Annotated in this window: 10 protein-coding genes; 3 read left to right on the top strand and 7 right to left on the bottom strand. The window is 74.0% G+C overall.

The window, feature by feature from the left end; translation table 11 throughout:
* Nucleotides 1–17 precede the first annotated feature (17 nt).
* From ACXET9_RS11360 to ACXET9_RS11370, 3 genes are read right to left on the bottom strand one after another with little or no spacing between them, the layout of a single operon-like run.
* Nucleotides 18–983, bottom strand: coding sequence for an arsenic resistance protein (locus ACXET9_RS11360; protein WP_457886705.1), 966 nt, complete (start codon nucleotides 981–983; stop codon nucleotides 18–20).
* On the bottom strand, nucleotides 980–3,838 hold the full coding sequence (hrpB, locus tag ACXET9_RS11365; RefSeq protein ID WP_457886706.1) for an ATP-dependent helicase HrpB: 2,859 nt from the start codon (nucleotides 3,836–3,838) through the stop codon (nucleotides 980–982). Before hrpB ends, ACXET9_RS11360 begins: the two co-directional genes overlap by 4 nt.
* 50 nt (nucleotides 3,839–3,888) lie before the next feature.
* Nucleotides 3,889–4,569, bottom strand: coding sequence for a hypothetical protein (locus tag ACXET9_RS11370; RefSeq protein ID WP_457886707.1), 681 nt, complete (start codon nucleotides 4,567–4,569; stop codon nucleotides 3,889–3,891).
* A 151-nt stretch (nucleotides 4,570–4,720) separates the two neighbouring features.
* On the opposite strand from ACXET9_RS11370, the gene ACXET9_RS11375 reads away from it, so the two are divergent.
* Complete coding sequence (locus ACXET9_RS11375; RefSeq protein WP_457886708.1) at nucleotides 4,721–5,602, top strand: hypothetical protein; 882 nt, start codon at nucleotides 4,721–4,723, stop codon at nucleotides 5,600–5,602.
* A 143-nt stretch (nucleotides 5,603–5,745) separates the two neighbouring features.
* Nucleotides 5,746–6,987: a MalY/PatB family protein gene (locus ACXET9_RS11380; protein ID WP_457886709.1), complete on the top strand. Its 1,242-nt coding sequence runs from the start codon at nucleotides 5,746–5,748 to the stop codon at nucleotides 6,985–6,987.
* Between the two features lie 905 nt (nucleotides 6,988–7,892).
* Here ACXET9_RS11380 and ACXET9_RS11385 read toward each other — a convergent pair.
* From ACXET9_RS11385 to ACXET9_RS11395, 3 genes are all read right to left on the bottom strand, one after another.
* Nucleotides 7,893–8,714: a MerR family transcriptional regulator gene (locus ACXET9_RS11385; protein ID WP_457886710.1), complete on the bottom strand. Its 822-nt coding sequence runs from the start codon at nucleotides 8,712–8,714 to the stop codon at nucleotides 7,893–7,895.
* 267 nt (nucleotides 8,715–8,981) lie between these two features.
* Nucleotides 8,982–9,965: a bile acid:sodium symporter family protein gene (locus ACXET9_RS11390; protein ID WP_457886711.1), complete on the bottom strand. Its 984-nt coding sequence runs from the start codon at nucleotides 9,963–9,965 to the stop codon at nucleotides 8,982–8,984.
* 122 nt (nucleotides 9,966–10,087) lie between these two features.
* Nucleotides 10,088–11,587 (bottom strand): glutamate-cysteine ligase family protein, encoded by a 1,500-nt coding sequence (locus ACXET9_RS11395; protein ID WP_457886712.1) that lies wholly within the window; start codon nucleotides 11,585–11,587, stop codon nucleotides 10,088–10,090.
* Nucleotides 11,588–11,849: 262 nt separating this feature from the next.
* Between ACXET9_RS11395 and ACXET9_RS11400 the strand changes: the two genes are divergently transcribed.
* Nucleotides 11,850–13,166 carry an NAD(P)/FAD-dependent oxidoreductase gene (locus tag ACXET9_RS11400; protein ID WP_457886713.1) on the top strand — a complete coding sequence of 439 codons (1,317 nt, stop codon included), beginning with the start codon at nucleotides 11,850–11,852 and terminating at the stop codon, nucleotides 13,164–13,166.
* Nucleotides 13,167–13,844: 678 nt separating this feature from the next.
* On the opposite strand, the gene ACXET9_RS11405 is transcribed toward ACXET9_RS11400, so the two are convergent.
* Nucleotides 13,845–14,981 (bottom strand): family 43 glycosylhydrolase, encoded by a 1,137-nt coding sequence (locus tag ACXET9_RS11405; protein ID WP_457886714.1) that lies wholly within the window; start codon nucleotides 14,979–14,981, stop codon nucleotides 13,845–13,847.
* Nucleotides 14,982–15,066 lie beyond the last annotated feature (85 nt).

The following is a 15,066-nucleotide window of genomic DNA, read 5'->3' on the forward strand; positions in this document are numbered from 1 at the left end:
GTCGGGGTCGCCTCCCCTTACGGCGCGATGCGCGGCAGCGCCCTGACCAGCATCACCATCGCCACCAGTTCGACGAGCGTCTGCAGGACGACGGCGAGCGGCGCCAGGCCGAGCCGCGCCGGCAGGGCGAGCGCGAGCGGCAGGACGACGAGCGAGTTGCGGGTGCAGGCCGACATCATCACCGCGCGCGTCGCCGACACGTCCAGGCGTGCGACGCGGGAGACGAGCCGACCCGCCGCGAGGGCCAGCACCGCGAAGACGGCATAGACCGGGACGAGCCGTGCGAGCGGGCCGAGGCTCCCGCCGACCGCGGCGATCTGCGAGCCGATCACCACCGCGAGCGTCGCCATCATCAGCGGCACCATCGCGCCCGCCATGATCGTCTCCAGCGCCCGCGACGTACGGACCGACGGGGCGGAGCCGCCTCGTCGGGCGAGCCCTTGCACGATCCCCGCGGCCGCCAGCGGCAGGACGATGAGCTGGACGAACGCTGCCGCGAAGGGCCCCGCCGAGACGGCGGCGAGCGCCTCCGGGCCGGCGAGGAGAGCGAGCATCGGAGGCAGCAGCATCATCTGCAGGAGCATCAGCAGCGGCGCCGCCGCGAGCAGGCGCGTGCGGTCGCCGCCGGCGAGGCCCGTGAACACGATGACATAGTCGACGCAGGGTGCCAGCAGCACCAGCAGCGCCCCGATCAGCAGCGCGGGATCGTCGGCGACGAACCGGGTGAGGACCGCGGCGATCACCGGCACCAGCACGAAGTCCGCCACCAGCAGCGCGATCAGGAAGCGCACGTCCCGGAGCGCGCGCCCGACCTCCAGCAGCGGCACGCCGAGGAAGGTCGCGAGCAGCAGCAGCGCGAGCACCGGCGTGATCGCCGTCTCGAGCGCGGGCGCGAGGGACGGGGCGGCGAGGCCGATGACGGCGCCGAGCGCGATCGCCGCGACGTACAGCGGGATCTGGTGGCGGTCCCAGGCGGCGATCACCGGGGAGCTCCGCGGCCTGCGCTCCCGCGGGTCGTGCGCGCGGTCGCCGGTGCCGTCCAGGGGTCCTCGGGCCAGGGATGCTTGGGGTAGCGCCCGCGCATCTCCTTGCGGACCTGCTGGTAGGGGCCGTCCCAGAAGGAGCGCAGGTCGTCGGTGACGGCGAGCGGCCGACGCGCGGGGGAGAGCAGGTGGAAGAGCACCGGCACCCGGCCGCCGACCAGGCGCGGGGTCTCGGCGAGGCCGAACAGCTCCTGCAGCTTCACGGAGACCACGGGCCGACCCGTCGGATCCTCCGGGTCGGGGTAGTCGATGCGGGCGGTGCTCCCCGAGGGGACGGCCAGGCGCTCCGGGGCGAGCTCGTCGAGGCGCGACGCCTCCGGCCACGGCAGCAGGGTGCGCAGCGCGGAGGTGAGGTCGAGGCTCTCGAGGCGGGCGGCGCTCTTCGCGGAACGTCCGCTCAGCTGCGGTCCGAGCCAGTCCTCGAGGGTCGCCAGCAGCGTCTCCTCATCCATCGCGGGCCAGGGATCGCCGAGCTCGCGGCGGATCAGGGCGAGGCGTCCGCGCAGGGCCCGCGCGCCCCCGCTGTGACGGCCGGATCCGCTGTCGGCCCGGAGCCCGAGCGCGCCCAGGCCCTCGGCCCGCACATGCGCGAGGATCGCCGGGGCGGCGTCCTCGGCGGTCGCGGCGACGGGCGTGGAGGCCAGCTCGATTGCGCCGAGGGCCCGCCGGCGTCGCACCCGCACCGCCCCGTCCTCGAGGCGCGCCGCGCGCTCCTCGACCAGCAGGCCCGCACCCGCGGAGAGGGCCGCCTCCTCCGTGAGCGGCGCGGCGGCCCGGATCACCGCGCCGGTGCCGTCGGCCGCGCGCCCCTGCGCCCGCTGCACCTCCCACACCACGAGCCACTCCTGGCCCAGCAGCGCGCTCGCCTCCGGCAGCGCCGCCCGGGTCCCCGAGGCGAGCAGGTAGGAGCGGGAGCCCTCGCCGGTGCGGCGAGCGATCCGCTCGGGCCGGCCGAGGGCGAGCACCGCACCCGCCCGGTCGGCGTCGTCGGCGGAGGCCCCGACGGTCGGCGACCCGGCGCTTCGAGCCTCGGCGCTCGGCGACCCGGTGCTCGCCGATCCGGTGCCCGCCGGCCCGGCGCCGCGCGAGGCACCGTCGTCGGCCTCGCGGGCGATCCGTTCGAGGCGGGTCACCTCCCGCGACCAGCGGGAGGCGGCGGGGTGGCGGCCGGAGCGGAGCCGGCGCAGCAGCGCTGCGACGTCGGCGCCCTCGGGCCGCAGGTCGTCGGAGACCGCGGCGACGACCTCGGCGGCGGTCCGCGGGCCGACGAGCCGGGCCCCCGCCGAGAGCGCTCGCGCCTCCCGCACGCCGACGGGCATCCGCGCGACCCGCGTCCCCGCCTCGGTCGCGAGACCCTGGGCGTCGACCAGGCCGAGGGCGCGCAGGGTCTCCTCGGCGGCGCCGATCTCCGCGGCCGGCGGCGGCGTCAGCAGCGCGAGGCCCGCGCCGCGGGGCGTGCCCCAGCAGGCGAGCTGGAGGGCCGCATCGGTGAGGTCGGCGGTGGTGATCTCCGGGGCGGACTGCGCGGGCATGCCCGCCAGCTCGGCCTGCGAGAAGACGCGGACCGCACGACCCGGGCCGAGACGGGCGGCGCGTCCGGCGCGCTGATCGATCGCCGCCCGCGAGGCGCTGACGGTGACCAGACCGCTCATATCGCGTCCGCGGTCGCGGCGGACCTCCCGCGCGAGACCCGCATCGACCACGAGGTGCACGCCGGGGACCGTCAGGGAGCTCTCGGCGATCGACGTCGACACGACGATCCGGGCGGGCTCCCCGGGACGCCGCCCGGCGGTCGCCCGGTCCTGCTCGTCGGCCGGGAGCCGGCCGTGCAGGGGCAGCGCCTCGACAGCCGCGCCCGAGGTCGCGCCCGGGGCCGCGAGCAGCGAGCGGATGCGGGCGACGGTCTCGTCGACCTCCCGGGCGCCCGGGACGAAGACCAGCGCATCGCAGTCCTCCTGCTCGCGGGCGCGGACGGCCGTGCGCGCGAGGTGGTCGAGGAAGTCGCGGGTCACGCCGCGCTCGTCGAGGCGGGGACCGGGCCCGGGCACGAGGTCGATCTCGAGCGGATGCAGGGCGGAGGGGATGTCGACGATCGGGGCCGCGCCCCCGGGCCCGGCGCCCGTGCCGCCGCCCAGCAGCGTCGCCACGGCCTCCGAGTCGAGCGTCGCGGACATCGCCACGACCAGCAGATCCTCCCGCAGCTGACGGACCTCGGCGAGCATCCCCAGCAGCAGATCGGTGTCGAGGGAGCGCTCATGGACCTCGTCGAGGACGATCGCGGAGACGCCCTCGAGGGCCGGATCCGCGAGCAGGCGCCGCATGAGCACGCCGGGCGTGAGCATCTGCAGGCGCGTGGCGGGGCCGACCCGCCGCTGCCCGCGCACCGTGAAGCCGACGGGCCCGCCGAGCGCACTGCCGTCGAGGGCCGCGATGCGTCGGGCCGCCGCGCGCACCGCCACCCGTCGTGGCTGCGTGACCAGCGTCGTGCCGCGCGGCCCGGAGTCCGCGCCGGGGTCCACGCCGGGGTCCGCGGCGAGATCCGTGACCAGGTTCGCGACCAGCGGCGGGACCACCGTCGTCTTGCCGGTGCCGGGCGGTGCGGTGACGACGGCGGCGCCGGAGCGGATCGCAGCGGTCAGCGCGTCGATCGAGGCGGCCACCGGCAGGCCCGCGCCGATCGCGGCGAGGTTGAAGCGATGGGCAGCGGGCTCAGCGGGCTCAGCGGGCTCAGCGGGCTCAGCGGGCGCGGCGGGCTGGGAGGGGATGGCGGATCCGTCGTCGGAGGGGCGGGGCATGGTCGGAAGAGCTGCTCAGCGGGCGGCGCAGGGGTCGGATCGGTCGGCGGTCAGTCGACGAGGTCGAACTCGATCTGCGCGGAATCGGCGCAGACGCTGGTCACCGAGATCGTCCAGCTCTCGATGGTGACGGTCGTGCCGACGCTCGCCGCCTCGACGTCCCGCGGGGCGCCGTCGCCGACGGCGGCCGTGAGCAGGGCGGACCCGTCGTCGATGCCGCTCGCGCCGATCGTCAGGGCCTCCCCGTCGCGCTCGGGCAGCGCCGGCTCGGCGGTCTCCCCGACGCGCACGTAGTAGGCGCCCTCCCCGGTGCAGGAGTCGGACGGGCCCTCGAACCCGTCGGGAGCGGGCGTGACCGCATAGGGCTCCTGGTCGACGTTGGCGGAGGCGTCGCCGCCGGTCGCGCCGTCGTCGGCCGACGGTCCGTCGGACGCGGGATCGTCGCCGAGGCCCTCCCCGGCGCCGCCGTTCGCCCCGGGGTCGTCGGTGGAGGACGCGCCGCCGTCGTCGGATCCGGCGACGGCGCCCGATCCGCCGTCGGACCCTGCGGAGGCGGAGGTGCTCCCGCTCGCGTCCCCGTCGTCGGACGCGCCGGAGCAGCCGGCCAGGAGCAGCATCGGCAGGAGCAGCGCGGCGGCCGCGCGCATCGCGGCGCCGCGGGCCAGACCGGCACGACGGCCGGGATCGCTGCTGTGCTGGAGGCCGCCGGGACGAGGAACGGTGCGGGTCACAGGGGCTCCTTCGAGGGCGGTGGCGGCCGCGTCCAGGGCGACGCGGAGCCAGACCAACCTAGCGGACGTCGGCCCGGCTTCGACAGTGCGGCCCGTCCCGGCGCGGGCGACGGCGACCGGCGTCGGACCCGCGGCATGGCACCATCGGAGGGTGAGCGCCGACGACCCCACCTCCCCGTCCGCCGCGCCGCGCCGCGGACCCCGGCCGTCGGCTGCGGCCCGGCCGTCGGCTGCGGCCCGGCCGACGCCCGCCGCGCTCGGCGGCCTCACCGATCCGTCCCGGCGCGTGCGCCCGGTGGACTGGTCCGCCGACGGCAGCGTCCCGGCCGCCGACGGCTCCGCTGCCGCTGCTGGTGCGGCCTCGTCGTCGGCCCGGTCGTCGGCCTCTCCCTCGGTGCCGGCCTCGCCCTCGGCCTCTCCCTCGGCGCCGCTCCCGCGCCGCGCCCGCACCGTCGAGCTGCCCCGCCCGGCCGCGCCGCCGCCCGTCGGCGCCGTCCACTCGCTCGTCCCCGAGGACCCGCGGCCGAAGCCGCGCCCGCTGCGGATCGACGAGGAGCAGATCCGCAGCGTCGGCGTCCCCGACCTCCGCAGCGAGCAGATCGTGCTCACGGTCGCCGACCCCGAGGACGCCTGGACGGCCGACGCCGGCACCAGCGACCACTTCCTGCGCGGCGACCTCGTCGTCCAGGTCCGACGGGCCGACAACGCCGTGATCGGCGCGTTCTCCGCCCGCTATGCGCTCTCGGTCCGTCCCGAGGATTACGAGCCCGCGCTCGATATCGCCGACGCCGCGGCCGGGCCCAGCGCCCGCGGCGGCCGCGGCACCCGCCATCCCACGAGCCGGCGCGAGCTCCTGGCGCGCATGGAGGCCGCCGGCTTCGTCATCACCCCCGGCTCCACCCACGGCCGCGTCAGCCACCCCGACCACCCCGGCCTGTTCGTCCCCTTCGCCTCCACGCCCTCGGACCGCCGCTTCACCCGCCACGCCGTCACGCAGATCCGCCGCGTCTTCGGCATCGACCTGCGCCGCTGACGCTCGCCGCCGTCGGACGCCGGCCGGGTGAACGCGGATGACGCTCGTCGCCGGCCGACGGGGGAGCGCGCCGGTAGATTCGTCGGACGGCCCCATCGGCCCGCTCGACCCCCGACCCCCGACCTGCCGACCAGGAGGCACCCGTGACCGCGGACGAGACGGCATACGACTTCGAGACCCTCGTGGACCGCACCGCGATGGGCTCCTCCAAGTGGATCGCCATGCACCGCACGGCCGAGCGCTTCGGCGCCGACCTCTCCGTCCCCGAGGGCGCCGAGCCGATCGCCCCGTTCTCCGTCGCGGACCTCGACCTCCCGCAGGCGCCCGAGATCGTCGAAGCGATCCGCGACGCGCTCGCCGACGGCTTCATCCTCGGCTACTCGCTGCCGACCCCCGGCTACCGCGATGCCGTCGCCGGCTGGCTGCGGCGCCGCCATGGCTGGGACGTCGACCCCGCCTGGATCCGCACCACCCCCGGCGTGATCCCCGCTTTCACGATCGCGATCCGCACCTTCACCGCGCCCGGTGACGGCATCATCCTGCCGACCCCCTCCTACTATCCGATGTTCGGCGCGATCGAGAAGAGCGGTCGACGGATCGTCCGCAGCCCCCTCGTCGAGCGCGACGGCCGCTGGCGGCTGGACCTCGAGCTCCTCGAGGAGCAGGCGAAGGACCCGCGCACGACGATGCTGCTGTTCTGCAGCCCCCACAACCCCACCGGGCGCGTCTGGGAGCGCGAGGAGCTCGAGGCCGTCGCCCGCATCGCCCTCGACAACGACCTGCTGATCGTCAGCGACGAGATCCACTTCGACCTCGTCCAGCCCGGCCACGAGCACACCGTCCTCGCGACCCTCGGCGAGGACGTCGCCGCGCGCACCATCACCCTGACCAGCCCCAGCAAGTCCTTCAACATCGCCGGCCTCCAGCTCGCCAACGCGATCGTCCCGGACCCCGCGCTCCGCGAGCGCTTCGGGGCGGAGATCGACGCGCTCGGCTTCGACAACCCCGGCGCGGTCGGCGCGATCGCCGCCGAGGCCGCCTACACCCGCGCCGAGCCCTGGCTCGACGCGCTCATCGCGCTCGTCGGCCGCAACCACGAGCTCGTGAAGGCCTTCTTCGCCGAGCACTTCCCGCAGGTGCGCGTCGCCGACCTCGAGGGCACCTACCTGCAGTGGCTCGACCTGCGCGGTCTCGGATTCAGCGCCGACGAGCTCGAGCGCATCCACGTCGTCGACGCCCTCCTGTTCCTCGACGAGGGCCCCATCTTCGGCCCCGAGGGCGAGGGCTTCACGCGCGTCGTCCTCGCCACCCCCACCCATGTCCTCGAAGCCGCCCTCGAGCGCCTGCGCCTCGCCTACGACCGGGCTCTCGCCGCGCGCGGCTGACCAGCGGGCGACGTCGCGGACAGGAGGGCGCCCGGAGGCGGAAGTCCCCCCCCCGGACGTGAAAGCCCCCGAACAGGAAAGTGCCCCGGCTCGTCCCCACGAGCCGGGGCCATCCCTTTCCCCCGCATCCCCGGAATCGTGGAGATCCGCCTCCTCCTCAGTCAGCGGATCCTCCGGTGATGCGATGAGACCAGTAGACCCGACGTTCCCGAGGAACCCCTGTATCGGACCTGTTCATTCGCTGTTCCCGCCGCGGATCGGCGGACGGAGGGGGCCGTGCCTCTGGGCGTGAGCGCGGCGCGCGAGCCGCTGGATGGGGGCCCTGGACGTGAAAGCGCCCCGGCTCGTCCCCACGAGCCGGGGCCATCCCTTTCCCCCGCATCCCCGGAATCGTGGAGCCCTGCCTCTCCTCAGTCAGCGGGGCCTCCGGTGATGCGATGAGTCCAGTAGACAGGTCGAGCCCCGGGATTCGCTGGGCCGGACCTGTCGAGCGTCTGTGAACGCTCGCGCGGTGCGCATCGTGCGGGCGAGGCCTGGGGTGCGGGGACCGTCGTCGGCGCGGCGCGGCGCGGAGCGGCCCCGATCAGGAACGCGCCCGAACAGGAAAGTGCCCCGGCTCGTCCCCACGAGCCGGGGCCATCCCTTTCCCCCGCGTCCCCGGAATCGATGGACCCTGCCTCCTCCTCAGTCAGCAGGTCCTCCGGTGACGCGATGGGATCAGTACAGCCACCGTCCCCTGGGGTTCACTGTGCTGATCCTGGCAAGGTGCTGAGAGGGCGGGAGATCGCGACCCCGTACGCCGGATCAGAGGACTGGAAAGCGCCGAATGAGAGGCATCCCCGCAGGTCAGGGGCGGGGAGGAGGAGTCGTCCCCGAGTTGTGGAGGTCTTGCACAGGCCGACGGTTCAGGGCCGCGGGCTGCGGAAGCCCTCCACGTCGTTGAAGGTGGTGTGGACGAGGGAGGCGTGGCCGAGGAAGCGCAGAGCGCGCAGGAGCCGATCGAAGCCGATGGTCCCCGCGACCACGCGCAGCACCACCGCATCGTCGGACGGCATCGAGGCGCCGCCCTCGCCCGCGGCGTCCCCCGCGCCTGCGGCTCCGCCCTCGCCGAGGGCGTTCTCGAGGCCGACCGGCATCCGTCGGAGCTGCTCGAGATCCCCGCGGGCGATGTCGGCCATCGGCTGCGCATAGCGCTCGAGCTCCTCCTCGATGTGCTCTAGGTTCCAGGACTCCAGCAGACGCAGCGTCGAGTCGAGGGCGCGCCGCGGCGCGGTGTCGATGTCGGGCCAGCCCAGGCGCTCCAGGAGCGGGGCGATCAGCGGATGCTCGCCCGCCTCGCTCTCGTCGCCGTCGTCGCGCTCCTCGTCCTCGTCTCCCGACGTGCTCGCCCCGCCCATCGGAGACGCCGCGGCGGGCGCCGCCGTCGGGGCCGACGGATGGCCGTCGTCCTCGATGCCGAGGGCGATCGCATGGGCGTCGCCGATGGCGTCGAGGAGCGGGCGGGCGGGGTCGTCGAGGATCGCCGTGAGGCGTGCGATGCGCTGGATGGGCGCGTCGGCGGCATCGCGCAGCACCTGGATCAGGCGCAGGCGGTCGATGTGGCGCTGGTCGTACTCCTGCCGGGTCGCGGTCACGCGGATCCCGGCAGGGAGCAGGCCCTCGCGCCGGTAGTACTTGATCGACGCGATGGACACGCCGCTTGTCTCGGACAGGTCGCTCAGCTGCACCGTAGTCCCCCTCGGAATATCGGTCGTCAGGGGGATATCTTCGTCGTTCCGGTATGGATACTGCCACTGTCGTTGACTCGTGAAACTTCCGTCTAACCAGGACAGATGTGACATTTCGACCGCCCACTGTGGCGGATCGAACGACAGCGCCCCCTGCGCTGCTGCGATCGTACGCGACGGCATCCTCGCCCGGGCGATCGACATGGCGAACGTCGTGAGCGGAGGCTGCCGCCGCGCGGATCGGCGGAGCGCAGGGGGCGGCGGCCGTCAGGCCGAGGGGCCGGTCAGGTGCTTGTCCGCGGAGCGGCGGTAGTACATCGCGAGCACGGCGCCCGAGAGGTTGTGCCAGATCGAGAACACGGCGCCCGGCAGGGCGGCCGCGGGGCTGAAGTAGGAGGCCGCGAGCGTCGCCGCGAGACCCGAGTTCTGCATGCCGACCTCGATCGAGGTGGTGCGGGCGGTGCGCACCGGCTGGCGCAGGACGCGGGCGAACCAGTAGCCCAGCAGGTAGCCGAAGGCGTTGTGCAGGATCACGGCGGCGAGGACCAGCAGGCCCGCCTCGACGATCTTGTCGGCGGAGCCGGAGACGACGGCGACGACCACGAGGGAGATGCCGATGACGCTGACCCAGGGCAGCGCCGGGAGCACGCGGTCCACGAGCTTCGACAGCAGCAGGCGCACCACCAGGCCGCCGATCACGGGGATCAGCACCATCTTCACGATCGACAGGGCCATGTCGCCTGCGTCCAGCGGCATGTACGCGCCGGCCAGCCACAGCGTGAGCAGCGGGGTCAGGATCGGGGCGAGCAGCGTGGAGATCGACGTCATCGTCACCGACAGCGCGGTGTCGGCCTTGGAGAGGTAGGTGATGACGTTCGAGCTCGTGCCGCCGGGGGCGCAGCCGACGAGGATGACGCCCGCCGCGAGCTCCGGCGGGAGGTTCAGCAGCCAGGCGATCGCGAAGCCGGTCAGCGGCATGAGCAGGTACTGGGCGACGACGCCGATGAGCACCGGCAGCGGCCGCTTCGCGACCAGCGCGAAGTCGGGCAGCGTGAGCGTGAGGCCCATCGCGAACATGATGATGCCGAGGAAGATGGCCGTGTACGGGGCGATCGTCTGCCCGGCGTCGGGCAGGAGGAAGCCGAAGGCCGCCGCGGCCAGGATGATCACGGGGAACACGGTCACGGCGACGCGCGCCGAGCGATCTTCCGGGGACAGGGCGGGCTTCGCCGGGGTGGGGGAGGAGGTCATCGAGGAAGAGTACGACTCACTCCGTCATGCGAGATCGCAATCCCGATATATGAACACTGGCGAATGCGGACACCGGCGCCTGCGGGCCCGGCAACTGTGAACGCAGATGAACGACGTCGGGCTCAGGCGCGATCGCGGCGGGCGGGGACCGGCCAGGCATGCACGGGCTCGCCCGAGTCCACGCCCTCGCGGTACAGGCGCGTCATCTCGGCCAGCGCCGTCGGACGGTCGGCGCCGCGCAGCTCGAGCGAGGTGACCGTGTCGATCTGCCAGCGGGCGCCGTTGCGACCGGTGCGGGCCCGCTCGGTGAGGACCTCCTCGTAGCGGGCGATCGCCGCCTCGTCGGCCCCCAGCTCCCGCAGACCCGCCATCGCCTGCGGGATCAGATGCTCCAGCAGCAGGTCGGCGACGCGGACCCGACCCAGCCGCGGCCAGCGGATCCGTGCCTCCAGGCCCCAGCGGGCGCACTGGTGGAACGCCTCGTCGGCCTGCTCGAAGCTCATCCGCGACCACAGCGGACGCCGCTCATGCACCAGCGCATGCACCAGCCCGTAGAAGAACGCCGCGTTCGCGGCCATATCGGCGGCCGACGGGCCCGCCGGCAGCAGACGGTTCTCCAGCCGCAGATGCGGGACATCGGTGCCGGGATCGTAGATCGGCCGGTTCCAGCGCCACACGGTGCCGTTGTGGAGCATGAGCTCGTGCAGACGCGGGGAGGCGCCCTCCGTCAGCAGGGGCTCCTCCGCCATCTGGCGGGACTCGGGGATCAGCGCCGGGAACAGCCGCACGTTCTCCTCGAACAGGTCGAACATCGAGGTGATCCAGCGCTCCCCGAACCAGACCCGCGGGCGGACGCCCTGCGTCGCGTACTCCGGCGGCCGCGCATCCAGGGCCTGCACGAAGGTGGGGATGCGGGTCTCGTGCCAGAGCCGACGCCCCATGAGGAACGGCGAGTTCGCCGCGAGCGCCGTCTGCGGGCCCGCGATCGCCTGCGCCGCGTTCCACACGGCCGCGAACTCCTCGGGCGAGACCTGCAGGTGCAGCTGCAGCGACGTGCACGCGGACTCCGGCGCGATCGAGTCGAAGGTCGCGTCGAGCCCCTTGCCCTCGCCGTCGATCCGCAGCTGGATCTCCTCGCCGCGGGCCTCCAGCACCGCCGCCTCCAGCGCGGCATAGCGGGCGCCGGGCGCACGCCACGCCTCATCGGCGAACAGCTCCGCGGTCACCGTGGGCAGATGTCCGACGGGCACGATCCGCGCGCCGTGCGCGCGAGCGGCGTCGTCGGCCCGGGCCATGCGCTCGGCGAGGGCATGCTCCAGATCCAGCAGGCCCGAGCCAGCCGGATGGTTCACCGGCAGGTTCGCCTCGATGTTGAAGCGCCCGATCTCGTGCTGGAAGTCGGGATCGCCGAGCTCCTCGAGGACCGTGTCCGACAGCAGCGCGGGCCCCCAGCCGGACTCCTCCGCCAGGTTCATCTCGAGCTCGACGCCGATCGTCCCCTCGTCGACGAACTCGGCCGTGTCCAGGAACGACTCGAACAGGTCGAGGTTCCGACGCAGCTCATGGCGGTAGTGCGTGCGCTGGCCGCGCGTGTACTCGGTCGAGCCGATCTCGCGTCCCATGGTGACCTCCCGACGGGGGTGGGCGCCGCCCCGGAGCGGGAGCGGAGTCGTCGCGATCTCATCCAAGCACGTCGGGCGCGCGGCACGCGGATCCGTGACCTCCGATGAGCGGGCGGCGGGCGGGCGGCTGGGCCGGTCGGCGGGCGGGCGGGCGGCTCAGCGGGCGGGCGGCTCCGTGGGCGGGGCCGGACGGTGATCGTTGCAGGTTCCGTGCCGGAGGCATAGCGTGGCAGGACGCGATCGCCCGATGAAGGAGCCGATGATGCCCGACCTCCGCAGCAGCTACGACCATGTGATCGTCGGAGGAGGGGTCGCCGCCGACAAGGCCGCCCGGGCGATCCGCGAGGCGGCCCCCGCGGCGAGCATCGCGATCCTCTCGGCCGACGCCGACGGGCCCGTCTACCGCCCCGCGCTCTCCAAGGACCTCTGGCACGGCGACGACCCCGACCCCGCCTCCCAAGACCTCGCCACCGCCGCGGAGACCGGCGCCGACCTCGCCCTGTCCACCGAGGTCACCGACCTCGACACCGCCGCGCGCACCGTCACGACCGCCGACGGCACAGTCGTGGGCTACGGGCAGCTGCTGCTCGCCACCGGCGCCGCGCCCCGCCGCCTCCCCGGCGTCGACGACCCCCGCGTCGCCTACCTCCGCACCGTCGCGGACTACCGTCATCTGCGCGAGCTCGCCGCCGACGGGGCGCGCATCGCCGTCGTCGGCGGCGGATACATCGGCTCCGAGGCCGCCGCCGCGCTCTCCCGCACCGGCGCCCGCGTCACCCTCCTCCACTCGGGCACGATCCTCCTCGACCGCATGTTCCCGACCTCGATCGCTCAGCACCTCGCCGAGGTCTTCGGCCAGCACGGCATCGAGCTCATCGGCGGCTTCCGCCTCGAGGGCATCGAGGGCATCGAAGGTGCGGGTGGGGGTGTAGAGGACGGCGACGCCGGCGCCGCGGGCGATGGCGGGGCCGGCCCGCTGATCCTGCGCGGTGCGGACGGGCGGACCGTCGAGGCCGACGCCGTCGTCCTCGGGATCGGCTCCGTGCTGCAGACCTCCCTCGCCCACGCCGCGGGCCTCGCCCTCGACGGCGACCCCGACGCGGCAGGGAACGGGGCCGCCGTCATCGTCGACGCCCGCCTGCGCACGAGCGCCGACGGCGTCTGGGCCGCCGGCGACATCGCCCGCTTTGACGACCCGCTCTTCGGCCACCGCCACGTCGAGCACGTCGACAACGCCTGGGCCAGCGGCGAGCGCGTCGGCGCGAACATGGCTGCGGCTGCTGCGGGGAACCCGGACGCCGGAGACGACTACGCGTACACGCCGCTGTTCTACTCGGACCTCTTCGACGACGGCTACGAGGCCGTCGGGCGGCTCGACGCCTCCCTCGAGACGGTCGAGGTCTGGAACGACGCGCGGACGGCCGCCGTCGTCCACTACCTCGACGACGGCAAGGTCGTCGGCGTTCTGCTGTGGAACACGTGGGACAGTGTCGAGCGCGCCCGTGAGGTCATCGCCGGTTCCCAGCACGGCAGCTTCGGCATCGGCGACCTCCGCGCGCAGATCGCCCCCGGCGACTGACGGCCGCTCTTCGCCCACCGCCTGCTCCGGCTCTGCCACCTCCGGGACCTCGTCCCCCACCTGCGCTTGCTTCTTCACCCCAGCGACGCCCCGCTGAGCTCGACGGGATGTCGGGCGAGCTCGACGGGGTGTCAGGCGATCTCGACGAGGTGTCAGGCGATCTCGACGAGGTGTCGAGTGGGCGCCAGCAGTAGCTGAAGCGCTCCATATCCGACAGTTTCTGCCCACTCCTCAGGGGTTGAAGGGGAGGGGCACGCCGGAGGCGGGGTGAGGCGGGGCGAGCTGGGTAGTGAAGCGCGGCGGGCTGGGGCAGGGAGGCGCGGAGAGGCTCGATGGCCTCGTTGCGACCTCGTTGCGCCGTCCAGTGGGCGTCAGCATTAGCTAAAGCGCTCCATATCCGACAGTTTTTGCCCACTGCCCACTGCCCACTGCCCACTGCCCACTGCCCACTGCCCACTGCCCACTGCCCACTGCCCACTGCCCACTGCCCACTGCCCACTGCCCACTGCCCACTGCCCACTGCCCACTGCCCACTGCCCGCTGCCCGCTGCCCGCTGCCCGCTGCCCGCTGCTCGCTGCCCGCTGCCCGCTGCCCACTGCTCGCGACCAGCCGCCCACCGCCCCCGCTCGGGCCCGCTCAGATGCCAGCGGGCGTCGCCGACGGCCAGCGGGCGGTTGTCAGTTGACGTAGGGCCAGCCGGCGCTGTCGTATCCGAGGAGGTTGATGCCCAGCTTCGGGTCACCGGCGGCGTCGTAGTAGTGGTAGAAGAGCACGTCGCCGTCCACATCCGAGAGGACCGCCTGGTGGCCGGGCCCGTGGATCGCGTCGTGGGAGGCGAGGATCTCGGTGCCGCCGCCGGCGGTGAGCGCGGTCCCGGAGCGGTCGTAGTACGGGCCGGTGACGGAGGAGGAGCGGCCGACCATCACCCGGTAGGTGCTGTCGGCACCCCGGCAGCACAGGTCGAAGGATGCGAAGAGGTAGTACCAGCCGTTGGCGCGGTGGATCGACGGGGCTTCGATCGCGCCGCCGCCGCGGGAGGCGAGCGTGTGCAGCTCGCTGCCGGAGCGCAGGCCCGTGGTCGGGTCCAGGCGGATCATGCGGATGCCGTCCCAGAAGGATCCGAAGGCGAGCCACCAGGTGCCGGAGTCGTCGATGACCAGCGCCGGGTCGATCGCGTTGAAGTCGTCCGAGGTGGAGGACTCGACGACGAGGCCGCCATGGGTCCAGGTGCCGGGTTCGCCGCTGGGGCTGGTGGCGGTGAAGATCGCCGAACGGTTCGAGCCGAAGGTCGAGGCCGAGTACCAGAGGCGGTAGACGCCGTCCGCCCAGTGGATGTCGGGCGCCCACAGGTTGGTGTCGCCGCCGGTGTAGGGGTCGGCCCATGGGGTGCCGTTCGGGAAGGCGGCGCCGACGTCGCTCCAGGTGACCCGGTCGGTGGAGGTCTTCAGCGCGACGCCTGCTCCGGTGTGCGGCATGAGGTAGGTGCCGTCGGCGCGGCGGATGATCTCCGGGTCGTGCACGGTGAGGTCGCCGGAGACCGCGCCGGGGCCGGGATAGGCGGCGTTCGCCGCCGGTGTGCCGAGGGCGCCGACGACGGGGCCGCCGACCAGGGCGGCCGCGATGCCGGTCATCACCGTGCGGCGACCCGGCAGCTCGAGCGGCTCCGCAGGGGCGGGTTGATCAGCGGCAGGTTGATCAGCGGCAGGTTGATCAGGGGCGGGCTGATCTGGGGCGGTGGAGAGATCCGCGGGGGCGGAGAGGTCGGGGGCTCCCGGATCGTCGTCGGCGGTGGAGCGAGACAGGGGACTGTGCATGGTTCCTCCTCGTCGAGGTGCGCGCGGCAGGTCCGCGCCGAGCCAGCATTACAGCGTTGAAAAGCGAGGGCAAGAGTTCGGTTCC

The organism is Brachybacterium netajii (SeqCode), assembly GCF_054114245.1.